Source organism: Elusimicrobiota bacterium (genome assembly GCA_026388095.1).
In the GTDB taxonomy this organism is placed as follows: domain Bacteria; phylum Elusimicrobiota; class Elusimicrobia; order UBA1565; family UBA9628; genus UBA9628.
The window spans coordinates 1-24,338 of the sequence record JAPLKL010000063.1 but is presented as its reverse complement, the minus strand read 5'-3'; the positions used below and the strand labels follow the sequence as shown (position 1 = coordinate 24,338).

At 56.6% G+C, this 24,338-nt stretch carries 21 protein-coding genes; 2 read left to right on the top strand and 19 right to left on the bottom strand.

All coding sequences use genetic code 11. The annotated features are described in order from the left end of the window. Positions 1-26: 26 nt before the first annotated feature. The 18 genes from NTY77_15265 to NTY77_15180 form a co-directional block, all read right to left on the bottom strand. On the bottom strand, positions 27-1,361 hold the full coding sequence (locus NTY77_15265) for a glycosyltransferase family 2 protein (protein ID MCX5796853.1): 1,335 nt from the start codon (positions 1,359-1,361) through the stop codon (positions 27-29). Then, positions 1,358-2,890 (bottom strand): oligosaccharide flippase family protein, encoded by a 1,533-nt coding sequence (locus NTY77_15260; GenBank protein MCX5796852.1) that lies wholly within the window; start codon positions 2,888-2,890, stop codon positions 1,358-1,360. Before NTY77_15260 ends, NTY77_15265 begins: the two co-directional genes overlap by 4 nt. A 28-nt stretch (positions 2,891-2,918) precedes the next feature. Continuing rightward, a complete protein-coding gene (locus tag NTY77_15255; GenBank protein MCX5796851.1) occupies positions 2,919-4,100 on the bottom strand; it encodes an FkbM family methyltransferase in 1,182 nt (393 codons plus the stop codon). Next, the gene (locus NTY77_15250) at positions 4,075-5,406 is read right to left on the bottom strand and encodes a glycosyltransferase family 4 protein (GenBank protein ID MCX5796850.1); all 1,332 of its coding nucleotides are present in this window, start codon (positions 5,404-5,406) and stop codon (positions 4,075-4,077) included. The genes NTY77_15255 and NTY77_15250 overlap by 26 nt, the downstream gene beginning before the upstream one ends. Further along, complete coding sequence (locus NTY77_15245) at positions 5,384-7,030, bottom strand: radical SAM protein (GenBank protein ID MCX5796849.1); 1,647 nt, start codon at positions 7,028-7,030, stop codon at positions 5,384-5,386. The genes NTY77_15250 and NTY77_15245 overlap by 23 nt, the downstream gene beginning before the upstream one ends. Then, the gene (locus tag NTY77_15240; protein ID MCX5796848.1) at positions 7,027-8,070 is read right to left on the bottom strand and encodes a radical SAM protein; all 1,044 of its coding nucleotides are present in this window, start codon (positions 8,068-8,070) and stop codon (positions 7,027-7,029) included. The genes NTY77_15245 and NTY77_15240 overlap by 4 nt, the downstream gene beginning before the upstream one ends. After that, positions 8,021-9,043 carry a radical SAM protein gene (locus tag NTY77_15235; GenBank protein MCX5796847.1) on the bottom strand — a complete coding sequence of 341 codons (1,023 nt, stop codon included), beginning with the start codon at positions 9,041-9,043 and terminating at the stop codon, positions 8,021-8,023. The genes NTY77_15240 and NTY77_15235 overlap by 50 nt, the downstream gene beginning before the upstream one ends. 9 nt (positions 9,044-9,052) lie before the next feature. Next, positions 9,053-9,802, bottom strand: coding sequence for a cephalosporin hydroxylase family protein (locus NTY77_15230; protein MCX5796846.1), 750 nt, complete (start codon positions 9,800-9,802; stop codon positions 9,053-9,055). Positions 9,803-9,871: 69 nt separating this feature from the next. Continuing rightward, positions 9,872-10,720 carry an NAD(P)-dependent oxidoreductase gene (locus tag NTY77_15225; protein MCX5796845.1) on the bottom strand — a complete coding sequence of 283 codons (849 nt, stop codon included), beginning with the start codon at positions 10,718-10,720 and terminating at the stop codon, positions 9,872-9,874. Further along, entirely contained in the window at positions 10,717-11,943 is a 1,227-nt protein-coding gene (locus NTY77_15220; GenBank protein MCX5796844.1) for a class I SAM-dependent methyltransferase, read from the bottom strand. The genes NTY77_15225 and NTY77_15220 overlap by 4 nt, the downstream gene beginning before the upstream one ends. Next, complete coding sequence (gene rfbC / locus NTY77_15215) at positions 11,940-12,491, bottom strand: dTDP-4-dehydrorhamnose 3,5-epimerase (GenBank protein ID MCX5796843.1); 552 nt, start codon at positions 12,489-12,491, stop codon at positions 11,940-11,942. Before rfbC ends, NTY77_15220 begins: the two co-directional genes overlap by 4 nt. Beyond that, positions 12,488-13,519, bottom strand: a complete 1,032-nt coding sequence (locus tag NTY77_15210) for an SGNH/GDSL hydrolase family protein (protein ID MCX5796842.1) — start codon at positions 13,517-13,519, stop codon at positions 12,488-12,490. Before NTY77_15210 ends, rfbC begins: the two co-directional genes overlap by 4 nt. Before the next feature lie 63 nt (positions 13,520-13,582). Next, positions 13,583-14,914: an O-antigen ligase family protein gene (locus tag NTY77_15205; protein MCX5796841.1), complete on the bottom strand. Its 1,332-nt coding sequence runs from the start codon at positions 14,912-14,914 to the stop codon at positions 13,583-13,585. A gap of 10 nt (positions 14,915-14,924) precedes the next feature. Beyond that, positions 14,925-16,664 carry a polysaccharide biosynthesis tyrosine autokinase gene (locus NTY77_15200; GenBank protein MCX5796840.1) on the bottom strand — a complete coding sequence of 580 codons (1,740 nt, stop codon included), beginning with the start codon at positions 16,662-16,664 and terminating at the stop codon, positions 14,925-14,927. A gap of 330 nt (positions 16,665-16,994) precedes the next feature. Beyond that, positions 16,995-18,404, bottom strand: a complete 1,410-nt coding sequence (locus tag NTY77_15195) for a putative DNA binding domain-containing protein (GenBank protein MCX5796839.1) — start codon at positions 18,402-18,404, stop codon at positions 16,995-16,997. 889 nt (positions 18,405-19,293) lie between these two features. Beyond that, complete coding sequence (locus tag NTY77_15190; protein ID MCX5796838.1) at positions 19,294-20,586, bottom strand: winged helix-turn-helix transcriptional regulator; 1,293 nt, start codon at positions 20,584-20,586, stop codon at positions 19,294-19,296. A gap of 86 nt (positions 20,587-20,672) precedes the next feature. Continuing rightward, entirely contained in the window at positions 20,673-21,344 is a 672-nt protein-coding gene (locus NTY77_15185) for a polysaccharide export protein (GenBank protein MCX5796837.1), read from the bottom strand. Between the two features lie 100 nt (positions 21,345-21,444). Further along, complete coding sequence (locus tag NTY77_15180; protein MCX5796836.1) at positions 21,445-22,701, bottom strand: outer membrane beta-barrel protein; 1,257 nt, start codon at positions 22,699-22,701, stop codon at positions 21,445-21,447. A gap of 156 nt (positions 22,702-22,857) precedes the next feature. Here NTY77_15180 and NTY77_15175 point away from each other — a divergent pair, with 156 nt between their 5' ends. Beyond that, a complete protein-coding gene (locus NTY77_15175) occupies positions 22,858-23,496 on the top strand; it encodes an SIS domain-containing protein (protein MCX5796835.1) in 639 nt (212 codons plus the stop codon). Positions 23,497-23,555: 59 nt separating this feature from the next. After that, the gene (locus NTY77_15170; GenBank protein ID MCX5796834.1) at positions 23,556-24,128 is read left to right on the top strand and encodes an HAD family hydrolase; all 573 of its coding nucleotides are present in this window, start codon (positions 23,556-23,558) and stop codon (positions 24,126-24,128) included. A 30-nt stretch (positions 24,129-24,158) separates the two neighbouring features. Here NTY77_15170 and NTY77_15165 read toward each other — a convergent pair. Then, a partial coding sequence (locus NTY77_15165; GenBank protein ID MCX5796833.1) for a hypothetical protein occupies positions 24,159-24,338 on the bottom strand: 180 nt, incomplete at its 5' end.

Here is a 24,338-nt window from a genome sequence, read left to right as displayed (position 1 = left end):
TCCCAATGGCACTCTCAACACCATCTCTAATGTGTTGTCTGCCAAGCGAGGGCCTCCATCGACGCTTGTCTCCAAAGACTGCTCTGCTTATGGAACAAGTGCCTATTAATGTTAGCTAATGCGGATCGAAGCACTACTGAGTAACCAAGAATGCTCATATCTTTATGCCTAAGAATATGACCGCAGAGAAGCGAGGCATCATAGATGTTTTTGACATTCAAAGAAGAGCAGTCTATGTAGACAGTCCCTCTGCGAAGATGTTCTATCAAAAGACGTGTCAAATGGAAACCTGCCCTTCCGAAATTACGGAATGTTGGCTCTCGACCGGAGCCAGGCTTCCTCATGGGATTGATGGCTATGGCCCGTTGCGCAGCGTCTGGGATGTTATGTATTTGCCCAAGTTGCAAAACAGCATTTTTAATTGACATATAGAGGTCTTGAGACTTTGGGGCTGCGTCCTTCATCATTAAGAAGATCATTTTCTCCATGTCCACCCTAAATCCCCAGGGAAGTGGCAGATGATCCCGAGCCTGTAAATAACACTCGATAACAACTTGATCCATACTGAAGCAGAAAACGAGATTGGGATGAAAGGGAAGATTATCTTCAGCCAAGAATATCTTTGCAGGCCCGGTTAAAGACAAACCTGACGCACTTTGTCCATTGCTATGATGTGATATCCCCACTATCACGTAGGGCCTACTCGAATTAATAAAATTCACAACAGTCCCAGCAATGGCAAATCCGGAGTATACATCAGGCGTCATTGAATGATAGAACCTTCCAGAAGAGTCCTTTATCCTTTTTATTACTCCATACTCGATTGCCGAATTAAGATACATCATGGGCAGGGACATGAAGTTCTCTTGGAAAGACAATACGTTCTGAATCGTGTCCGCCGAATTCCGAATTGTGGTTCCTGAGTCCACAGAGGGGATAATCAGTCGATTTGCATAGGTGTTCTCTGCATTCGGCCATGCATAAGTTGCCAAGTCCCACCGCAGAACCTGTGTCCCTGTCTCAACAATAACGGCGTTGATGGCACGGATCGCATTGGGCAGAAGCCCATCGTCATCACCGATGTATATGACGTAGCCTTTGGGCGGGACATGCGACAGCGCGAACTCGAAGTTGTCCGTCATGCTGAGCCGCTTGCCTGTGTTGATATAGCGGATTCTGGAATCCTTAAAAGATTCGACTACTTCACGCGTGCGATCCTGACTGAAATTATCACTGACGAGGATCTCTAGATTATCGTAGTCCTGGATTACGCAAGCATGGAGAGCATGTTCTAATGTGTCGCAGCGCTCGCGCGTCGGTATTACAACGGTGAAGTGGTGGTTCTTGGTATTGTTATTCATGCGGTCAGGACGAATCCTCTATCCCATTTGAAACGCAGCCAAAACGACTTTACTCTCGCTACCGCATCAAGCTGATTGGCGGCGCAGGCGGAAGCCACAAGAGTCCCTGCGCTCACCGTACCCAAGCTTGCCAAGAGCAGCCATGGAGACCAATCGGATTTGATGATACAACGCCCAATTACAGCGACCACAACCGCCGCGACAAGAGGGCGTCCGACATCCTCGAAGTACCAGCGCCATTGCTCAGTAGGCAGCAAGCGCCGGTGCATGATCGGGAGGCTGATGAACATGTACCCAACATTCAGGATTACCCAGACGCTGGCCGCACCCGCCGCGCCGTACCATTTTGTAAGCACAATCATGAGCGGCGCTAGGAGCAGAACGGACACAACGTTGGCAAGAACGACAAGCCGTGTCCACCCAGAGGCCAATTGTAGCGCGTAGGGGATGTTTAGGATCCCATTTATGGCTGAGCCCATGACAAGAATGCTCACAAGTAGGTGGGTGTGCTCGGCTGTTGCGGGGCTCCGGGTCCACAGCATCAGGATCTCCCTAGAGAAGAGCGCTACCACGAGGGCGGCAGGCAGTACGAGCACTGACATCAACTGCGCGCTCTTGTGATACAGTCTTACAATCTCTTCCGTGGCGCCCAACGCGACCAGATTCGTCAATCGGGGGTAAGTGGCTGAGAAAACCGGGCTGACGAAACGACCTAGGGTCATGGCGACGGTACTGGCTAGGGCATAATAACCAAACATTGTTAGGCTCAACATGCGGCTCAGGATGACTTTATCCATTTGCATGAGGATGGTTACCAACACGGTGGCTCCGGTCATGCCGGCGGCGAATCGCCAGATATTGAGCAGCAGTTCGCGGCGGAAACGCGGCGCCTCAGCAGCATGCGGCAGGCTTCGCCAGAGGGAAAAGACTATCAATCCTATATTGACGATGCTGACGACTATCTGCCATAGGAAAAAAGCCTCTACTGTGGAAGAAACTAACCACAAGATCAACACTGCCCCCAACCCGCGGAAGGTTGCCATCACAATGTTGATGATGTTTAGCAAGACCTGCCGCTGGAGTCCCATGAGTCCGCCCGAGTAAAAGCTTATCGGCCATTGAAAAGCCACCGCCAATCCCATTAGCGTGATGGCGGTTCGCACTGTTTTGGGAGACAGCTTTTCAGCGTTCACCCAGTGGTAGGCAATGAACGGGGACAATACAATGACGATGATGCTGATGAATAGGCCGATCAGCCAATAGGGAATCTCCAATGTCCTCACCAGATCCCTCATCTCCTGGGACTTTCCTTCTTGCACCGCCAGTCGTGCCATTTCCCGGTTCAGGGTGATGCTCAGCCCCATGTCGAGCAATCCAAAGAGCGCCAAGACTGTGCCAAAGATGCCCATCAGCCCGTATGCCTCGATACCCAAGAAATGTATATAGAGCGGCACAAAGACCAGTCCCATCAGCGCAGTCCAAACACTGCCGCAGAAGTTGGCTAATATATTTGTTTTGATAGTATTCATAGCGGAATCTCGGAATCGGCTACATAAATCAGCAAGGCAAGTAGTCTCGAGCTTGTGAGCGGTGCCGGGGGAGTGCATAATAGACGGCACCCGTTCCGCACCATGTATGCAGTCTGAAATAGAAGGTATGCTCAGGCAGGGTCTGGGCCAAGAGCAGGGGAGTCTTCCATAGCCCATTGCGGTTATGATAGGCCGTGGCTGTGACAATGGGCTGACAGCGACGAAGCGTTTTTTGTCCCCCCAGGATTGCGTCGTATTCCCCTCCTTCGACATGCAATTTGATGAAGGATACAGGGGCGTCCAGATCATCTAATCTGATGCTCTTGACTAAGTCTTTTGCAGACTCGAATAGACGTGATGCCATACCGAAGCCATGGCTGAAATGGACTTCACCTGTCAGATTAGAGAGGGCTACTGGCAATATGGTGACCTTCGATCGGATAGCCGGATGCAACTTAGCCAACGAATTTCTCAGCCGGGCGACATTTCTTCTGTCCGGCTCTATCATCAGAGCGGAGGACAGCCTGTTCCTGACACACTGCAATAGCTGGAACAGCACACAGCCGTCATACGCTCCGACATCGATGAAATCCTCATTCTCCGTAAGGCTATTGATGACCGGCTTAATGAAATACCTTTCATGCGGTATGACGGGTGCGCCATCATAAATCCAATCTTCGCGCAACAGCCGCCATGCGAGAAACTGCAGATATGCTGCGCGGGAATGCGCATCGGCCAGGGAGGCCAAGACAGTTCGGATGCCGAGTTTGTCTTCTGCGGTTAGGGGTCCGGCAAACCAGCCGTTATTAAGGGGATGTTGTTGGTTGAACTGTAACGCGAAATCGTAGAACGGTAAGACGCGCATCCAACCAAGCCTATTCAGCTCCTTCTTGATGAGGGTGTATGGTGCGCTTGCCGTGGTGACCAGGATTAAGGCGTGATCTTTCTTGGGCCTATGGGCTAACCCGCGGACAGAGATACCATGACCAAGCGTCATCCCTTTCTGTGCGGCGCGATCGATGGCATACCTGACCGGGACATTGATCGCTGTAAGGAAATTGAGGGCCAATTCGCCTAGTTTGCCAGCACCATACAGCACAACCTCATCCTCGGCGCCTGTCAGAGGGGGTCTGGCAGGGCGACTGCTGGAAAGCCTTTGAACAGCAGACAAGGCGTGTTTGAGATTAGGCGCTAATCGATGCAAGGTCATTCTCCAACATGGTAGTCCATGCCTTCAGGCGAGCGTCATCTGGGAAGTAGCGAAGGAAGTGGGCGGCGGAACTCTTTGATTTCTCATAAAGCAGAGGATTCTGCAGTCTTTGAGCCCGTAAAGAAACACCGTCGGCGTCATCAAAAAAGGGGCGATATTTTCCCAAGCAAGATGCAAACCATTCTGATGGAGAGCTTCCAAAAATATGAGTAAATTCAAAGTCTCTCCTATCCATGTCCATTACGCGGCAATAATGCGCGCGCAACTTCTCTGCCGTTGACTTCAGGGAGAACCGCGACAATGTTTCAAGTCGAGCTGCGGCCCCCAGCCTTAGCCTTTCAGTTGGATTGTCGGCTAAGAAGGAAATCGCTTTGGAAAAGGAGGTTGGAGAATCAACGACAAGGCCAGTCTTCCCATCACAGACAATGGATGATTCGACAGGATTGTTCAAAACTACCGGAACAACAGAGGAGGCCATGGCTTCCAACAATGCGTTCTCGGTAGTCCCATAATGGCAAGGGTTCAGCAAATATACGAATATGTCCATGCCTGCTAACGCTTCATAGGGGTGGTCAGTATAGCCGCGCATATTCACCCGTTTTGTAATCCCGGCGGCCTCTGCGAGGGCCTTAAGCTGCATATTCGAAGATGTGTCCCCATAAAAATCTACGGAGAAATCTGGAACGCTGACAGCTTTCAGGTAACTCGTTATATTGGGATGTAATTTCGCAAAGTTCAGCGTGCCCAGATAGCCATACACAAGTCGATTGGGCCGGGCGCTCTTCAAAGTGGATGGGAGGTCGTCGAACCCTCCGGAACTATGCACAAAATCAATAATGTTTTCACTTCCTGGCGTGCATCTTGGATTTTTGAGGTTCGCCAGCTTGAGTGAAACGGGAGTGGTGAAAAGGAATGCATGCGGCAAGAATGGCAAGGTCGCAGGTATCCCTGGATAATGCAACCCTAAGGTATGGCACCAAATTATCAAGCGGGCGCGCAGGCCACTTCTCGTGCATAGCCATTTGGCATGTAAGGGGTGCGGCCACCAATCGATCTGCACTATGTCAGCTTCACGAAGTAGGTTTTCGAATTGGTCTGGCTTCGGAGACACCGCTAGTCTGATGCCAGCCTCGAGCATGAGACGCTCAGCGTAGCCTTTCTCTGTCGGCTCAAGACAGACAACCGTGCTCTCTATGCCGGCATTATCCTTTGCTTGCTGCGCAGTAACACGTGAAAGAATCCTGCCAACGCCTCCGCCGAGGTGGGCCGTGACGTGAACTACCTTAATTCGAGTGGGGCGTGCCAATTCGAGGTTCTCCTACGGGCAGACCGAACACTTGTGCGTGTTCTCGCCACATGGCGTCTTTGTTGACCAAATCGATGAATCGGCGATGGTGCATCTTTGCGCACTCGGCATCCCCCGCCATGGACTCATAAGCTTTGGCGAGATAGTAGTGGGCGAAGGCATGGTCCTCATATCTTGCGATGACATCCTCGAAGCATAACACGGCTGTCCTGTAATCGCGCACCCTCATTCTGTAGTTGTCCACGAAATTAACTTCAAGGTTCATAAGGTACCTGCGCTTCTTTATATATGCGGGGTCGATGCCGGGCACTCTGATAACGTAGTCATGCATGCCCAGGTCGCCGATGCCATAGTTCGGGTCGATATACCCCCTCTCTCTGCAAATCCGGTATAGCTCGCTTCCTCGCAGTGGCGTGGCCAGATTGAAGCCGCTCCAATCCAGGCCTACTTCCTTAATGAAACGCACCGTCTCCGTGCGGTCCTCTTCACGCTCACCTGGTAAGCCGACTACAAAGTACCCTTGGACAAAAATGTCGTTGCGATGGAGCGCGTCTACGACCGGCTTCACTTGGTCGAGCCTCAAGGGCTTATGAATGACGTCATGCAACATTCGGGCTGAGCCCGATTCAACGGCTAGGGGAACTGTATCGAGTCCGGCTTGCCGCATGAGCATTGCCATCTCAGAATCAATGAATGCTACAGACAAGCCATTGGGAGTCTCGACACGAATCTTGAATTGGGCGAGCTGACGAAAAAACTCTTTGGCGCGGGGGCGATTCAAGAGGATCTGATCGTCATAGATAGTGAGAACATTCATCCCATAGGTCTTCACGAGATGTCTCACATGCCCAATGAGGACATCAACATCCGCGTAGCGCATGGTCTTGCCATGGAATGACGGTTCAGAGCAAAAGACACATTTGAATGGACAACCTCTGGAGGTGACCAGAAAGAATTGCCGGACCTCTGTGGAGCGGCTGATGGATGAAAACGGAGAGAACGCCTCCTTCATGCTGTAGGACTTGGTATCGAGCAATCCGTAGTCGATATTGATGACCTCATTGAGGTTGTCAACATATCGACCTTGTGGAATCTGATGGGCGGCCAATGATTGGCGTGTGACCCACGCAGAATCAGTTGCCAGTGTCTCTGCAAAATCGGAAGCTTCCACCAGCCTGCGCAAGGTGTATTCTCCCTCAGCGTAACAGAGGGCATCCACATTCTCTTGCTCCTGAGGAATCATATTCCAGGACACTGTGGCTGCCGCGCCTCCAAGGAGGACCAGGGTCTGTGGGTCATGGTCTTTGACCTGCTTAGATATCGACGCAAGGTGCCTATACGATAGATCAAACATCATGGAGATGGCGGCGATGTTTGGCTTTTGTGTGCGCAATTGTCGCTCAATAATGTTGGACCGGTCTTCTGGAGGATATAGGTTCAGATCCAAAATGGCGATATCCGGGCGGACGCCCGCATTAGCGTTGAGATAAGAAATAATGGACAGCACCCCGTACGGGAAGGCCAGGACACTCCGCGTATTGTTATTCGCCCTCTCTTTGCTCTGAACAAGGTATGGAAGCACAATGAAAAGGATTCGCAGCGGCTTCTCACTGGCGCCCTTCATATGTATTTCCGTATTTCGTCAGCATGCGAGCTAAGATCAACGGCGGTCCGGCTTCCGCAATAATAGCAGAGAGGGATTCCCTTCACTCTCCCCTCAATGTGAGTCTGGCGGATGTTCCGCAAAGCATCACCTGTCAATATTTCTGACAAAGACTGGTCAGGAAGCCTCCCAATGTGCAAATCGTCGTGAATATCAACGCAGCAAATTGAGACGCGACCATCGAACTTAATGTAAGCCATATAGAACACTTGCTCGCAGGGTTGTGTATGCCCCTTCCTCTTCAGCAACAGCCCGTCATTCTGTAGTGCAAGCGGCATTAATTTTATTTCGACATTGGGCGCTTCGACCTTGGCAAACCGCTGAATGGCATTTTTCGCATCCGCATCAGTCAGGCCGTAATCCCCTTCCGGTGTGGGAACCGGAATCTTGATGAACAACTTTAGGTGTCGCTGGGTTGAAATGCGACGGATTGCGTAGTCGATGTTTGCGATTACTTTTCGGGATAAATCCTTTCCTTTGACCTTGAGATATTTTGCCGGATCGGCCGTATCAAGAGAAACATGTATCTCATTTAACCCGCTGCTCAAGAGCCGATCGAAGACACCCTCATTCATTAGGGTGCCGTTGGTTGCCAGCACATACCTCTCAGAAATTCCCATGTCGCAGGCCATGCGGGCCATCTCGGGGAAATTCCGATGCAGTAAGGGTTCTCCATTACCCTGAAAATGGATGACTTTGAGCTTATACCCCAGGTTCGCAATGTTTTTGAGGATGGCCTGATAAAGCTCCTCGCGCATCAGCCCTTTCTGGTTCTCAACATCCTTTAGCCGGCCTGAGTGGAGATCGCAAAAGCGACAATGCAAATTGCACAAGGAGCACACTTCGACGGTGAGTGCGATATGCTTTTTGGTGCGGAGAGATTGAATTAGGCTTTGCAGTCTTTGCGCGGCTTTATTAATGTCCTTCGCTTCTTGGTAAATCACGGGATGTTCATGCTGCTCTTCTACGGGCAAGTAATTTCTTGGCAAGTTCCTGAGCATATGGATCTATATTATCAGGGAGGCAGTGGCTTAATTGTCCGCAGTCCTTGCAAGTTGGGTTGTCAAATCGCTTTCCAAATAGGTGGGCAATCTGATGGGAAAATAATGCATCACCCTTCCAAATCTGCATCAGACTCTGCTTCCGTGTGTCCCCCACAATCAGCTTCCTGGCCCAATCGAGGAAGCATAGGCTGACTGTCCCGTCAGAATTCACCGAAAGGGAATAGAAAATGTAGGGACACGTCTTTACATCGGTGAGTGGATTATCATAAATGCCTTTCTTGATCTCGACGGACATCCGGTCCTCAACATCGAATTCTGGCCAACAGGGAGCAATATTCTCCAATGCAATCCTATCGGAAATATCGCCGAAGGTATCAAAGAAAAACTGCTTGTCAGTCGTGCTCAGCAGGTCGCCGGGCATCTTGATGCATACCTCGCAGTTCCCCTTGTGCTCATAGAAAAAACGAATATTGCGGACGTATGCCTCAAAATCCACCTTGACCCTCGTGAAATCGTGGAATTGGCCTTCGGAAAGGCCGTTGACCGAGATGTTGAGACGATCGAGGCCTGCCTCGATTAATCGTAGTGATTTCTCCGGCGTCAGAAGATATCCGTTGGTCGTGGTGTCAATATAACTGACCCGCGCACTCTTTTTAGCGTAGTCGATCATGTCCGGCAAGCGTGCATTTAACAGCGGCTCACCTTCTTTGTAAAGGCGCAACACCTTCAGCGGGAGGTCGAATTCGCGCAAATCATCAATGACCTTTTTGTAGAGGTCAATAGTCAAGAGGCCCTGCCAGCGACCTGTGCTCTTGATGAGGTCGGAATCACCGGTGGGGCAGAATTTGCAGCGAAAATTGCAGGTGCTCGCCGGGTCGACGAATAATACAAATGGTGTTGATATCGGGATAACCGTCTGCAGCGCGGTGCGCCCCTCCAGGTTTATTCGCGGCTTGATCTTGGCTTTCATGGATGCCCGTTACTTGATGCGTTTGAGGTAACCATCAGGCGCGCCGGTCAGGAAGAGCTTGGACTCGATGTCCTTATCGATTTCAAATTCGTCATGGGTCCTCAGAAACTCCCGAACCGCGGTCTTGGGATTGTCCCCGGGGCCCCAGGCGCGGTCCACTATCGGGATTTCTCTAGAGAAGTCTTCGACAGCGGTATCCCCGACAATGCAGTAGCTCCCCAAGGAAACCAAGGGGGTGTATAACTGAAGCTCCTTAAGGACATGCTCATGGGTGTGGTTCGAATCAAGAGTGACCATGAGGCTTTTGGCCCCGGCAGTGATCTTCTTGACCTGGGAGACCACCGTGTCATCCACGCTGGAACCTTTAATCATCTTGATTCTGCGGGAGAGAGGATGGCGCTCGATCTCCCTGCGATTGTGTTTGCGAATATCGATATCGATGCCGATGGCTGTGCCCTTGCCAAGAAGTTCCAGCATGGAGGCTTGAAAAATCAGTGAGCCGCCATGGGCTATCCCGGTTTCAATGATGAAGTCAGGCTTGACTGTCCATATGATCTCCTGCATGGCAAAAAGGTCCTGCGGCAATTGAATGACTGGGCGCCCGAGCCATGAGAAATTGAAAATATAATTGGTCCTGACAATTTCCTTCATGAAGGCGTGAGCGGCTTCCTGTAGCTGCTTGTCGTCTTTATAGGATGCAATTCTGGCAACGCGCTCCCGATTGAATTGTTCAATGGGGTCCGGCAATTTCTTGGTCAATTCTGTCCCCCGCCTCCTGTTTGTTCGCGCCATTTGCTTTCTCGGTAACTCGACAAAATCCCTTGCAGCTCACTCGCTGTGCAAAACCTGTGTCAGCTTTCTCGTGCTTCCCCAAAAACGCATGGGTTCGTAATCGGGGCAGCAATGATGGCCCAGATTGAGTCGAATGCTGGCTCGCCGCTCAGCAAGACGCGCTTTTACAAAATCAAGTATGGAGATGGGGACCCCGCTGCAATTGTTTATCGTGCCGAGAATTCGATCCTGCAAGGCAATCCTGACAATGTTCGCCGCGGCTTCCGCGACGGGGAGATAATCCCGTTGTTGCTGTCCAGCCGACATGTTGAATTCCGTATCGCCACGCCTGATGGCTGCATCTAGCTGGGGAAGCAGAGCGTGTGAGGGCTGCCCCTCGCCGTACAAGTAAAACAGCCGGACCCAGTTGAAGTTGAATTTAGAATGAGCGCTCAACTGCTCGATGAATTTCCTCAAAGAATCTTTCGCGATTCCATAGGCAGTTGACGGCATCGTGATGCCATCTTCCTGCAGCATCCCTTCCTGCAGGCCGTATTCGAGGCAGGTTCCGGTGACCACCAAGCGTTGCAAGCCGGCTCCGATCATGCTCTTGATGAAGCGGTAGTCATTGAACAGATTCTGTTCAAAATGAAAAAGCTCCTTGTAGTTTGGCAATCCCGCCCACGCAAGGTGAATGAGGACATCTGGGCGCCCGAAGAAATCGAAGTAATCATCCCGCGGTCTTGCAAGATCGCAGTCGAGGTAATTTACGGACCTTGGCCATTGGCAATCCGCTGCCTCAGCCGCTGTAAGGGAAGAGGCCACCAAGGAGACATCCTTCTCGATAAGGCACCTCATCACATGTCTGCCCACAAAGCCAGTGGCGCCTGTGACAAGTACTTTCATAGGACTTCAAGAGTGGGAATTGGGATGATGAACTTTGCGTGCCAATCTCTGACATAGCTGAGTTGGTCTATTATCTCGTTCTTGATGTTCCAGGGAAAGACGATGATATAGTCGGGCCTGTTCGACCTGATCCAACCCTCGCTGACTACCGGAATTCGGCTCCCTGGCAGGAATTTTCCCTGTTTGTGAGGCGACGCATCCGCAACAAAATCGATTAGGTCACTCTTTAGCCCAGCGTAATTGAGCAGGGTGTTCCCTTTTGCGGCGGCGCCGTAAGCGGCAATCTTGCGTCCTTTCAATTTCTCCGCAATCAAAAAGCTTACGAAGTCATACTTCACTCGGTCGACTTTCTTCTGGAATCCGCAGTAATACTCAATCTGATGCATGCCATGCGCTTTCTCCTTGTCGAGCAGCTGATCAACGGCGGGAGAGACGCGCAGGCCCTGATTCGATGCGTGGCGAGCATAGACCCTCACCGAGCCGCCATGTGTGGGCATTTCCTCCACGTCATATAGCGTGAGCTCATGCGCGGCGAATACATTGAGCACGGTCTGAAATGAAAGGTATGAGAAATGCTCGTGATAGATGGTGTCGAATTGGTTGTCCTCGATGAGCTGGAGAAGGTGTGGAAATTCCATGGTGGCTGTGCCGCCAGGCTTGAGCGCTATTTTGATTCCCTCCACAAAATCATTGATGTCCGGCACATGCGCAAGCACATTCGCGCCCAGAAGCAAATCAGCTTGTCGGTTCTGTTGCCGTAATTGGAGGGCAAGTCTTGTACCGAAGAAATCCTGAACGACATCGATGCCCTTGGCAATAGCGACCTCGGCTGTGCTGGCGGCGGGTTCTATGCCCAGGCACGGTATCCCCTTTTCTTTGACAAACTGGAGCAGGTAGCCGTCATTGGAGGCCACCTCGATTACGAGTGATGACTGGTTGAGCTCCAATCGCCGGCTGATCATTGCAACATAGTTCCGGGCGTGGTTGAGCCAGAGTTTTGAATAGGAGCTGAAGTAAATATAATCGCCGGAAAAAATGTCGCGAGCGGCCTTTTGCTCGGCGACTTGCACTAAGAAGCACTTGTCGCAAGTAAACAGTTTGAGCGGATAGTACACTTCGGGCAGGTCGAGACGCTCTTTGGACAAAAAGGCGTTGGAGAGCGGGCAGGTCCCCAGGTCCAGGAATACGTGCGAAAGGGCATTGCCGCAAAAACGGCATTTCATATTTTGATCCCCCGGAAATCGGCAGACAATGTCCTGTGGGATTGGTCCCGTCGCGATAGGTGCGTTATTGGGCGTGGCCATTTGACTCCGAGGATCGGATCTTGACACCCTATGCCGCCCTCATTCTTGGGCGCATAGAACCCGGTGTGAAAATATATGAGTTCGGTGTTGGGTTCCATGGTCTGGAAGCCATGGGCAAAACCTTCCGGCAGGTACAGCATGCATGAATTCGCGGCGCTTAAGAACTCGCCGTGCCACTTCAGGAAGGTCGGCGAACCTCTTCGGATGTCAACAACAACATCATATACCTTGCCCCGGATGCATTTGACAAGCCGCGTCTCTGCGTCTGGAGGATATTGAAAATGCAGCCCTCGGACAGTTCCGGATTTGGCAGTCTGTGAATGGTTGATTTGAGCAAATGGCTTCTTTTGCCCAATTCGTGCAAATTCCTTCATGCAGAAAATGCGGAAGAATCGCCCTCTCGTATCGCCTTTCTTTTCCGGCCTAATCAAAAAGGCACCTTGCAGGGGGAGTGCTTTGAAAATCATCTCATTAGTTGTGCGGATCCGGCTTTCCTTTCTCGTTTCACGATTGCTTTCCTAAGCACATCGACTAATTGGTCGGCGATCAGTTCATGGCCAGCCACGCTCAGATGCATATTCCATGGGTAAAGGTATAATCTCTCAGGATTCGGATGTTTCCAAAAGGCCTCTGCCAAATCGTGAAATTCAATCCCATTGTCTCGGCTCTGCTGCCGAAGATAGTCCAAGTACCCTACAGATCCTCTCGATAGCAAAAAGAGGCTGAGACTCGGGATAGGCGCCAAAATCACCCTGCCGCCGTTCCTTTCAGCCAACCGCGCGATCTCCATAATATAAGACCACGCCGCGGTAATACCCTCATCCTTCTCAGCGACAATCTGATTCCGCAGGAGCATCGTCCCACGGTTCGTGCCCCTGGCGCCGAAAGTCTCGAGTCGTTGGCGCACGTAAAATATCAATGCCGATCGCTTGAAAAGAAAAATGTACTTGTACGGCAGCCATTGCAGCCAGGGCTGCCTATTTTCGATCAGCCCCTCTCTTGTCATCTCCGGGGGAGGCAAGGGTCCCTTGCGGAAATCATTCATGTAAAGCCCGATGACCACGATATCCGCGCCGTAGGCAAAGCCTTCTCTCTTGAAAAATTCCAGTTCGTGCCACGTGTCCCAGCCCTGGACGGAAGCGGAAAGCACTTCAACATTTCCAAAATCTCTCTTCAACTGCCTTTCTAATATTTTCGGAAAACTGTCCTCGCCTCGAACTCCAACGCCGAAAGTCATTGAATCTCCCACTACCATAATTCGAAAGATGCCGGCGGGTTTTGGCACGCGCCATTCAAAATCTCTAAAGCCGTAGGAGTTCGCACGTACCGGCTTATTGAGCGTATACGTGCCTGTCTGATTCGGCTTGAGTTTTTGATAATTGTATTCGGTTACGACATGGCTGGCCTGTGGATACACAAAGCTCGGCGGATTCCCATAAATCACTCGCAATCCCAACTCGAGCATTGCGCAGGCGAGCAGGGAAGAACCTGCCATAAGCGTAAAGTTTATGAGAACCCTTCTGGTCCTCATCTTATCAAGCATCCCTTTGGGTCGCGCTTAGTCATGGCCCGTCTTCGCCACCAGCCCCTGAGCATTCAGCAACGATAGGACCGACAAGAACAAGACCGCGTTGGCCGGAATCTGAAAATTGAACTCGACCAAAGACTGGAACAGAAAGCAGGCTACCGCAGCCAGCGCACCAGCGGCAAGCAGGCGCGCCTCCCTGGAAGGCGATGCCAGCCACTCTCGGGTGCCGCGCCACAGGAAGGCCCCGAAGCCCAGCGCCAAAACCGCAAAGCCCGCGAGCCCAGTCTGGAGCAGGACTTCCAGCCAGTCATTGTGGATATGGTCCACCAAGCCGGGGATAAGGCTGTCCTGGTAAGGAACAAAGGAGTCCTTGATCCCTCCCAGCCCCACGCCAAAAATCGGGAAATCCCGGAACATCTGCCAGCCGGACTCGTACATAGACAGCCTGTAGGCCGTAGCGTTGTCAGGTGACTGCAGAACCCAGCCGATCCAGGCCTGATGCGCCCAGACGAAAGCGCCGAATCCTGCCACCCCGCAGAGCAAAGCACCCCGCCAAAGCCAGCGCAACCACCGCCTCTCCACGAAGCTCGCGGCCAGCAAGCCCGTCACGAAGACGGCCGCGACCAAGGCGTGGGTCCCGCCCCGCGAACCCGCCCGGATGACCCCGAAAAGCGTCACCGCGACCAGAAAATAGAGCAGGCATTGTATAGCCGCCAGATCGAAGAGCCGGCCCATGCCCGCCTCTCGGCGCAGGCGCAGCAGGCGCGTCGAGACGACTCCAAAGCCCAGGCAGGCGCACATTGCCATCATGGAGGCCGCGTGGTTCTTGTTGGTGTACGGGCCGAACGGTTCCGCGTGGTGGCGGACAGGGCGCAGGCCGAAATAGGCGGTATTGCCAGTGCCCCGTTGGATGATCCCGATGATCGCGATGGCGGTTCCAAGGCAAAGCACGGTCCAGGCGAAGCGCCTGACCGCGGCGCGGGAACTGAGCACCTGGGGCACGCACAAGAGCAGGACCGCGTAGGCGCTCCAGAGCACCAGTTCCCGGCCGGTCGCCGTCCTGGAAACGGTGGCAGGCAGAAGCCCCGCCGGCGCCGATAGCGGCCGGGGATTGAGATACTGCAGTACGCCGATCAGCAGGATGAATGCCGCGGCCGGGACCAAGGTTTTATAGGCCAGGTGGTCCCAGGATCTGAAACCGCGCCATAGGCAAAGCAAGCCCAAAGTGAAGAGCAGGCCTTCCAGGACCGCAACGGACCACGGCTCCACCGCGCCGAAGGCCAGCGGCCCGAACACGACCGCTGAAAGCAAGAGGCTTTCGAGCAACCATTCCGGGGGGGCCCAGCGCGACGAGTCCCGCATCACGGCCCGGTCAGGAGGTCTTTGCCGAGGCCGTGTCGTGATGATAGGCGCGGTAGTATTGTTGATAATAATATCCGTAGTGAGAGTAGGCCAGGCCGCTGGGCGTGTAAGCGTTCAACGCCACCCCCAGTATGCTCATATTGCTGGCCTGCAGTTTCTGGGCCGCGTTGCGGATGATGGGCGCGCGCGTCTGGCCGTAGCGCACCAGGAAGACCACGGCCGGGACGTGCCTGCCCCACAAGAGCACGTCGTTGATGGGGAACATCGGGGCGCAGTCCACGATGACGCGGTCGAAGGCGGCTTTGGCCCAGGAGGCGAGCGCGGCCAGCCGCGGCGTGTTCAAGAGCTCGGCGGGATTGGGCGGCCGCGGGCCGCAAGGCAGGATCTTGAGGTTCGGGATCTCGCAGGCTTGCAGAAGGGCGGGCAACTCGGAGACATCGTTTCCGGAAGCCAGGAAATTGCTCAGGCCCTGCTGGGAGGCAACGCTGAAATTCCTGGCGACCTGGGGCCGCCGCATATCCCCGTCCACCAAAAGGACTTTCTCTCCCAGTTGGCTGAAGGTCACGGCCAGGTTGGAGGCCAGATAGCTCTTGCCCTCGCCCTTGACCGCGCTGGTGACCAGCATCATCCGGGATTTCTGGGCCACGCCCGCGAAATCTATCATGGTGCGCAGGTTGCGGACGGCTTCGCTGGAGAGCGAGACCTCCTTGGCCAGCAAAGCTTGGTACACGGGCCCCTCCGTCTGCCCAGACAGGGGGATGTGGCCTAGGAAAGGCAGGCGGAGCTTGTTCTCCACGTCCTCCTGGGTGCGGATGGATTGGTCTATGGTCTCGACCATGAAGGCCAGAATCAGGCCTATGGTCAGGCCGGCCAGAAGGCCCAGGAGCAGGGCTCTGGGTTTCTTCGGCTTAAAGGGGCCTCCCGGGACGGTCGCCGGGTCCACGATGCGCACGTTGTTGCCTTGCAGTTGGCCCGAGAGCTGGGTCTTGACGCTGGCCACGACCTTGTCGGTCTCGGACTGGATCTGCCCCTTGATGGCGTTGAGGTTGGACTTCAAGGAGATCATGGCCGGGTACTGGGGCGTGAATCTTTGAGACATCTCCGCGTTTTGGGCCTCGAGCTTGGCGTACTCGGCCTTCAAGGTCTGGATCAAGGTGTTGCTGACTACCGCGGGCAGGGCCTCATAGACCTGCCGGGCCTTGGGCGAGTCCTCGTTGATCTGGAGGGCTTGCAGTATGTCCTTGGAGATGAAGAGCTGGTTGGCGAGGTTCTGGTTGACGAAAGTCTGGCTCAACGCGTTGGTGGCGCGCGCGGCGAGCTTGGCGTCGTGCGACTGCACGCGGACATAGACCAAGCGGGAGCGCAAAACCGGCGAGATGGTGATGGCCCTGCGGAACGCGCCGATGCCGCCTGGGCCGGCGAAGTCGGGCTCCTTGGCCAGGCCGATGTCGTCGAAGACCTTCTGGGTCAAGGATTCGCTCTGCAGAAGCTTGTATTGGGTCTGGTAGTAGTCGTCGTTGCTGCTCTCGATCAAAGCCCCGCCGGCGTAGGCCTCCCCTCCGGTGGCGCGCTCCTTCTCGATGACCAGCAAGGAGCTGGCCTGGTAAACCGGCTGGGTGGTGAAGGTGACGAGGGCCGTGGAGGTGAAGATGATCGCGAGGGCTGAGAGCACGATCCAGCGCCGGCGCAGGATGACGTCAAGGTAATGGGTCAGGTCCAATTCTTCTTCGACTTCTTGATTGCCATTCATCATAATCTCTCGCGATTGAATATATATAAGTCCTAGATTGACATTGTACCAATTAGGGGGTCAGGTCTTGACATTGGACATTCGGCCGGTGCGGCAAGGCCACCCCCGACGGAATGCCCGCCCCCCCTCGTATGGGGGGCGGGCAGACTCGGCGCCTTCGGCGCCGAGTTCGGGACGGCGGCAAGGGGGCGGCGGAGGGAACAAAACATGGCCCTCGCTATCTCCTGAGCGACTTGTCGCCCTTCCGCCAGTTGATGATTGCGGCGAATCGGTTGATGATTAGTCGCGAGCGTTTCAAATCGACAACTTAATCCACAAGCAATCGACAAGCTAATCAGCAAGTTCCTTTATCCCGGCCACATACTTCACGCTGCGCCCTTGTCCCACCCTCGCGAGCCGGCCAGCCTGAACCAGCGCCCCAAGTTCTCTGCGGGCGGTTTCTCCGCTCTTGCCGGTCAATCCGACAAATTGCCGCCTCGTGATACTGCCATGTTCGCGGACATATTGAAGCACCGCGACTTCCCTTGTCGCTTGCCCCTCCGCTTGCCCTCCGCTTGGCCCCGACTTCCCCCCCGAGGCAGGACGGCGCGCCAGAAGCAGCTCGAAGAACGAGGTGAAGTGAAATGCCGGCTCCAGACAATTGCTCTGCGCCAGCAGAGCGCGCATGCGTCCGATGCCGGTTCCGCTGCGCTCCACCTTCTGCGCCCGGAAAAGCAGGTCCGCGATGAGCGGGTTGCGGTGCAGACTGCGCCTGCCGAAATCCTCCGGCGCCAGGCCCGGCGGCAGGCCTCCGGGGCTCACGATGGCCGCCCGGTCCGGGAATATCTCGATGGAGATGTTCCCGCCCCTGACCGAGTAGTCCCGGTGCGCAAAAGCGTTGACCAGCCCCTCGCGGAGAGCCGCCACCGGGAACTCCGGGTGCTCGACGCGGTCCAAGCCGCGGATCTCATAGCGCACCGGCAGGTGCCGCAAAAGGAACACCTCGGCCTGCTGGAGATTGTCCAGCAGGCCGCCCTCCAGGTCCTTGCGGTCCAGGATGTGCAGGCGTTCCGGGGTCTGGAAAAGCACGCAGGCGACGCGGGCTTGCGGGAGCAGTCGCACCGGGTTCTTGGCGAAGAAGAGGACGCTGGCGTTGTTCAGGATCAGACGCGGACCATCGAGCCGCGCGCAGCCCATGTTGACGAGCAGGTCCTCCGTGGACAGTCCCCCGGATGATGCGCCGGACATGCGGAGGAAAGCCTGGAATGCCTCCGCGCTGAAATCCTCGGGGTGCCTGAAAGCCGGGCAGTCCTGACGCTCCGCGATGACCGGCTCGATCGCGCGGACGAACTCCACGAGCTCGTTGCGATTAAGCTTCTGGCAGTTGGGGCCGCTGCGAAGGAAGTAGCCGGCGGAGCAGCCATAGGGCTTGTGGTTTCCTTCCGGCACATCGATCATGAGGAGGTCGCGCTCCTCATACTTGAAGGCCGCCGCATGGATCTCCACGGGGGGTTCGCAGTGGCGCGCAAGGTCCTGCGCCTGGGAAAGCAGGCGGTTGGTCACGGCGATCCCCTTGACCTTCTTGTCGTCCGCGACGCCTATGTAGATGCGGCCGCCCTCCGCGTTGGCGAAGGCCACCAGCTCCCGAGCCAGGGAATCTGAAATGGCTTCCTTGAATTCAAGGAATTGACCCTCCCAACTGGAGAGGGCTAGGGCGAACTCGGCATGGGTCGGATGGCTGGCTTTCTTCAACTGGGACATGGCCTCAATCAATGGCCTTTGAGCTCGTCATAGGTCTTGGCCCCTTTGGCCAGGTCGGACGGCAGAGGGGCCTCCTCGTCAAGATTAAGGCAGCGCAGCACGCCCGGCGAGGCTTCCTTGTAGCGAAAGCCGCTAGATGATGAGCCCAACTATTTGCAAGATATTTAGACTTATAGGACAAAAGAGCTATAAGTCTCTATAACTTGGTATAAAGTCCGCCCCGTGATTTGAATCCTATCAGTCGGCGGCCTACTATACATACGAGGCCGAGCCGAAAAAGTTCCCTTATGAAAGGATCGGCTGCGGAAGATGCGGGGATGAAGGTCGGGGGTCTTGGCATTGGACATCCGCTCCGCGCGGCACGAGGGCGGCGACGGGAACAAGACAGGCATCATCGACACCCTGCTGGCCAAAACCTCGGATCCTGCGGCTAGACGGCGTGGTAGCCCCCTGTTTTCGGGCTCCCTCTATATACGACTTTATTTTCAGTCTTAAGGCGGCGCAACCATCTCTCAATCGTTCTGGGGGGCAAACCCATCTTCCGTGCCAAGTCCGGAACGCTTTGTCCAGGATTTTGTCCAATATAGGCCAATAGGACTTTTACTCCTTCATTTACACCGCCATTTACACCGCCATTTACACCGCCACTTACTCCCCCATTTACTCCCCCATTTTTATCAGGGCACCCAGCGGCAGAGCGGATTACGATCCGTGTGCCCAAGGATACGGGTTCGATAGATGGCAACGGAAGGTCAGCTGACGCGGCAAGGCCACCCCCGATGGGCAAAGCCGCCCCCCTCATATTGGAGGCGGGCAGACTCGGCGCCGTCAGCGCCGAATTCGCAACGGCGGCAGGCCTGGGGACTGTGCCAATGGGGAAGATGGGCGGCTAAACGGAGACCTCCCAATGCCCGCCTTTGTCCGGGCCGACGCGCTTCATCAAGGCCCTTACCTTCAGCTTATTGATATTTGCTCTTACCTTCCTTTCGGAAATCCCCAATATGATCGCCAGCTCTTTGGCTGTTATGCGCGGATTGGCGGTTGCTTCTGAGAGTATCCTGGCTTGGTTTGCGGTGACCTTTTCTAGGACCTTTACAGTGACCTTTTCTAGGACCTTTACAGTGACCTTGCCCAAGGCGGTCGTCCTTCTCGTCGTGCTTGCCCCTGACTTGCCCCCCTCGACTTGCCCCCCTCCGGACACGGAACGGGGCAGGCTCAGCTCGAAGAACGAGGTAAAATCGAAGCGCGGCTCGGGGCATCGGGAGGCCGCGAGCAGCTCCCTGATGCGCCGGATGCCGGTGCCGACGCGCTCGACCTTGCGCGCCCTGAAAAGGAGGTCGGCAACGAGCGGGTTGCGGTGGACGCTCTTGGTCCCAAAATCCTCCGGCGCCAGCCCCGGGGGCAGGCCGCCGGGGTTGACGAGCGCGACGCGGTCCGGGAATATCTCGACGAAGACGTTGCCGCCCCGGACCGAGTAGTCTCGGTGCATGAGGGCGTTGACCACCCCTTCGCGCAGGGCTTCCACGGGCAATTCCGGATGCTCGATGCGGTCGAAGCCCCGGATCTCGTAGCGTACCGGCAGGTGCTTGAGCAGGAATATCTCGGCCTGCCGCAGGTTATCCAGCAGGCCGCCGTCGAGGTCTTGGCGGTCCAGGATGCGCGAGCGCTCCGGGGTCTGGAAGAGGACGCAGGTGACCCGGGCCTGCGGCAGGAAGCGCGCGGGCTGCTTGGCGAAGAACAGGACCCCCGCGTTGTTGACCGCCAGGCGGCGGCCTTCGCGGCGCGCCAGGCCGAGATTGACCAGGAGCTTTTCCATGGAAAGTCCGGGGGCGGAGATGCCGGAAAGGCGCAGGAACGACCGGAACCCCCGGCCGTCGAAGTCCGCGGGATATCTGAAATCAGGGCAGTCCTGACGTTCGGGGATCGCGGGCTTGAGGGCGCGGACGAATTCGATGAGCTCGTCGCGATTGAGCTTCTGGCTGTTGGGCCCCGCCCGCAGGAAGTATCCGGCAGCGCAGCCATGGGGCTTGTGCCTTCCCTCCGGGACGTCGACCATGAGCAGGTCATGGCCTTGGTATTTGAAGACGGCCATGTGGATGGTGACGGGAGGGTCGCAATGGCGCGCGTCGTTGGAGAGGGCCAGGGTGAATTCCGCGGGGGCGGGCGGCGAATATCTCCCCATGATATACATACGAGGCCGAGCTGGAAAAGTTCCCTTATGAATGGCTCGACGCGGGATCGACTACGGAAGATGCGGGGCGGGCGGGGTCAGAAGAAGCTTTGCGGCACCCAGACCACGTCGCCGGGCTCCAGCGGGATGTCCTTGTCCTTCTGCCCCCGCGAGGTGATGTCCGAGACCGTGATGGTGAAGGTCTGGCTCTTGCCGCCCACGTTGCGGATGACCTTGGTGCGGTCGGGCGCGGCGATGCCGGTGAAGCCCCCGGCCCGGGACACGGCTTCCAGCACCGTGAGCTTGGCCTCGGTGGGAAGCTCGAATGAGCCGGGATTCTTCACCTCGCCCAGCACGGTGACCCTCTTGTTGCCGTATTCTTTGATGAAGATGCTGACCTGAGGACTGATCAGGTAGCCCTTGAGCTTGGTGGAGATGGCCTCCTCGGCCAGGGCCGCGGAGAGCCCCCCCACCTTGACCGTGCCGATGAGCGGGAAGGTGATGGTCCCGTTCTGGCTCACGCGCACCAGGCGGCTCAAGTCCTGCTGCTGGTAGACCTGGATGTCGAGCAGGTCCGCGCCCCCGATCTTGTAGTCGGTCTTGGAGGACTGCAAGTTCTGCATCATGGAGGCCAAGGCCGCCGCTTCGGCCTGCTCTTGGCTGGCCGCGGCGACTTTCGCGGGCGCGGCAGCGGACTGCGGGCCGGCCGCGGTCTGGGGGCCGGCGCAGGCCATGACCGCGCAGAGGAAGGGAAGGAAATACTTGCTCATGTTCGCCGCTGCATTATATCAGATTTGTCCGGCCGCCCCGGGACGGGAAGGCCCGGCTCGCGAGCCGGGCCTTGCGTGACGGCGGGGTCCTTTCGAGGAACTAGAAAGAGACTTTGAGCTCCACGCCGGTCTTGTTGTCGTCGAAGTTATACTCGCGGCTGAAGATGGAATAGCGGGCCATGTGCGCCCAGGAGGCGCTGGCCGTCAGCCACTTCTGGATGTTGTAGCCGGCCTTGACTCCGACCGTGTAGGTGTCGTCGCGGCGCTGGGCGGTGTAGCCGTTGATGGTGGTGGTCTCGGAGTACTTGTCGATCTGCACGCCGCCGTTGACGCCGGTGGTGAGCTTGTTCCACTTGTGGGACAAGTCGAGCGAGGCGCCGTTGGAGATGTAGAAGTTGCCGCTGGTGATCGCGTCGACCAGGGCGCGGCTGACCTGCAGTTGGGCCGTGTCGGACTCGGTGGGCTTGAAGTTCAGGGCCACCAGCACGGTCCAGTTGCGGGTGATGGGGCGCGCCCGCGCGAAGGCGTTGTCCGGGTCGTGCTCGCGGTAGCCCATGCCGGTCTGGACCTTGCCCTTGAGCTTGGGCGTGAACTCGCCCTCCACGCCCGCGTCGGCGAGCCAGTCGCGGTGGTTGGCGACGCGGTCCAAGCCGCTGCCCGCGCTGTAATGGACGAGCTGGCGGTGCAGGGCCAGGTACACCCGCGTCTTGGGCTGGACCTTGTAGCCGGACTTGACGCCGAAGAGCGTCTCGGAGCGGTTGAGCGTGGCGCCCATGAGGGCGGTGATGTATTTGCTCACCGTGTCCTGCGCGTCGGCGCCCGCGAAGAACTTCTCGCCCAGGAAGTATTCGGCCGAGGCGCCCGCCGTGTTCTGCCAGCGCCGCTGGCGGCTGACCAGGGCGCCGGCCACGACCGTGCTCTCGGGGTTGAACTGCGGGTCCTCGGTGTTGAGATAGCTGTCGAAGAGCCTGGCCTTGGAGCGCGAGCCCTTGAAGTCGTAGGAGCCGTCGACTCTCTGCGAGACGGCGTTGTTGGCCGAGGGCTGGGTCGTGTAGAGGTCGGAGCGGAAGTCGTAGGCCGCGTTGAACTTGTGCATGTCGCCGACCGGCAGGTCCAAGCCCAGGCCCAGGTCGTTGGTCAGGATCCAGGAGCCGCGCACGCCGCCGCCGGCCACGGCCTGGCCGTTCTCGTTGGCGGGGACCCGGTAGATGTTGTCGTCGTAGGCGGTCGAGAGCGCGTAGGAGGGATGCACGGCCATCTGCCCGAGCTTGATGTAGGGCTCATCATCGGCGGCTTGGGCGGCGGGGCCTAGAAGCGCCAGGACGGCTGCGGCGGCGAGAAGCAAGGTATATTTCATCAATAGTTCCTTATTGTGGTATGGAAATGCATCCGGAAGTATACAAAAATCGCGTGTATTTATGAAATGGCTTTCGCGCATGGGGCACATGAATCTTAGCGCTATGCGCTCAAAGCCTATATGGGAGAAGCCGTTTTTGCTATCCTTTTCTCCGCCATGGCAAAGAAGATCGCCGGGACCTTGCCCGGACAGTTCCACAAGACCGGCCCCGGCCGGCTCGGCATCCGGGAGTTCGCGCGCTGGTACCGCGGCCAGGAGCTGGCCCAATGGGAGGCCCTGGACCTCGCGGCGGTGGAGAAGCTCGCCGCCATCCTCCTGGCGGCCCAGCGCGCGGGGCGGCACGTCTTCGTGATGGGCAACGGCGGCTCGGCCGCGACGGCGGCGAGCATAGCGGTGGACTTCTCCAAGACCGCGGCGCCCAAGGGCGGCAAGGCGTGGAAGTGCATCTCGCTCTCCGAGAACGCGGCCTTCATCACGGCCATGAGCAACGACCACACCTTCGACGACATCTTCGTCAAGCAGCTGGAGATCCTGCTGGCTCCGGGCGACGTGGTGCTGGTCATCAGCGGCAGCGGCAACTCGGTCAACCTCGTCAAGGCCGTGCGCTTCGCCAAGTCCCGGCGGGCCAGGACCGCGGCCCTGCTGGGCTTCGACGGGGGCCGGCTCAAAGGGCTGGTGGACGCCCCGGTGGTGATCCCCAGCGACCAGTACGGCGTGGTCGAGGACCTGCACCTTTCCATAAGCCACATCATCACCTTCTTCCTGCGCCAGCGCGGGGCGGGGGTCAGGTCTTGACATTTGACATTGCCAGGCGTGACGGCTGGGGCTGGCTCTAAAAAGCTAGAATCTCGGGCGTGGCTGGCCAAAAGAAGAATCGCGCCGTCTTCCTCGACCGCGACGGAGTGGTCATCGAGGAAGTCAACTACCTGAGCCATCCGGACCAGCTCCGCCTCATCCCCGGCTCGGCGCGCGCCATCGCGCGCCTGCGCCGGGCCGGCTTCAAGGTCGTGGTCGTGACCAACCAATCCGGCGTGGCCCGGGGCTACCTGACCCTCAAGACCCTGCGCGAAGTCCACAGGCTCCTGGTCAAGAGGCTGGCCCGGGGAGGCGCAAAGCTCGACGGCATCTATTCCTGCCCGCATCTGCCCGCAAAAGCCGGCAAGAAGGGCTGTGCTTGCCGCAAGCCTGAGCTGGGCATGCTCAAGAGAGCGCGGAAGCGCTTCGGACTGGATCTGCCCCGCAGCTATTTCGTGGGCGACACCACCACGGACACCTTGACGGCCCGGCGCGCCGGCTGCGCGGCCATCCTGGTGCGCACGGGCAAGGCCGGCCGCGACCGGGTCTACCGCGCCAAGCCCCACCGAACCTGCAAAGACCTCGCCTCGGCCGCGGACTGGATCATCGGGATTCGGGGACACAAGACTTAACTCCTGGCCGTGACCAAGGGGTCTTGAGATTCAGCATTCGACCTCTTCGGCGTTGCCTTGAGATAAGTATTGAGCCTCTCGTAAGAACTCGGTGCGAAGACCTTTGGCGACGCAATGAGGGGCCGACTTGATGCACCAGTTTGCTTCGGCTCGTCCTAAAATCCCTTCTTGGGTCGCGCTGTTGCCCATGCCCGACCCGCCAGGCTGTGG

Coding starts and splice junctions, on each gene's coding strand:
- NTY77_15265 (MCX5796853.1), bottom strand. CDS start 1,361: ATGAATAACAATACCAAGAACCACCACTTCACCGTTGTAATACCGACG.
- NTY77_15255 (MCX5796851.1), bottom strand. CDS start 4,100: ATGACCTTGCATCGATTAGCGCCTAATCTCAAACACGCCTTGTCTGCT.
- NTY77_15235 (MCX5796847.1), bottom strand. CDS start 9,043: ATGAAAGCCAAGATCAAGCCGCGAATAAACCTGGAGGGGCGCACCGCG.
- NTY77_15245 (MCX5796849.1), bottom strand. CDS start 7,030: ATGAAGGGCGCCAGTGAGAAGCCGCTGCGAATCCTTTTCATTGTGCTT.
- NTY77_15180 (MCX5796836.1), bottom strand. CDS start 22,701: ATGAAATATACCTTGCTTCTCGCCGCCGCAGCCGTCCTGGCGCTTCTA.
- NTY77_15220 (MCX5796844.1), bottom strand. CDS start 11,943: ATGAAATGCCGTTTTTGCGGCAATGCCCTTTCGCACGTATTCCTGGAC.
- NTY77_15190 (MCX5796838.1), bottom strand. CDS start 20,586: ATGGGGAGATATTCGCCGCCCGCCCCCGCGGAATTCACCCTGGCCCTC.
- NTY77_15240 (MCX5796848.1), bottom strand. CDS start 8,070: ATGCTCAGGAACTTGCCAAGAAATTACTTGCCCGTAGAAGAGCAGCAT.
- NTY77_15225 (MCX5796845.1), bottom strand. CDS start 10,720: ATGAAAGTACTTGTCACAGGCGCCACTGGCTTTGTGGGCAGACATGTG.
- NTY77_15205 (MCX5796841.1), bottom strand. CDS start 14,914: ATGCGGGACTCGTCGCGCTGGGCCCCCCCGGAATGGTTGCTCGAAAGC.
- rfbC (MCX5796843.1), bottom strand. CDS start 12,491: ATGATTTTCAAAGCACTCCCCCTGCAAGGTGCCTTTTTGATTAGGCCG.
- NTY77_15195 (MCX5796839.1), bottom strand. CDS start 18,404: ATGTCCCAGTTGAAGAAAGCCAGCCATCCGACCCATGCCGAGTTCGCC.
- NTY77_15175 (MCX5796835.1), top strand. CDS start 22,858: ATGGCAAAGAAGATCGCCGGGACCTTGCCCGGACAGTTCCACAAGACC.
- NTY77_15200 (MCX5796840.1), bottom strand. CDS start 16,664: ATGAATGGCAATCAAGAAGTCGAAGAAGAATTGGACCTGACCCATTAC.
- NTY77_15185 (MCX5796837.1), bottom strand. CDS start 21,344: ATGAGCAAGTATTTCCTTCCCTTCCTCTGCGCGGTCATGGCCTGCGCC.
- NTY77_15260 (MCX5796852.1), bottom strand. CDS start 2,890: ATGAATACTATCAAAACAAATATATTAGCCAACTTCTGCGGCAGTGTT.
- NTY77_15210 (MCX5796842.1), bottom strand. CDS start 13,519: ATGGCAGGTTCTTCCCTGCTCGCCTGCGCAATGCTCGAGTTGGGATTG.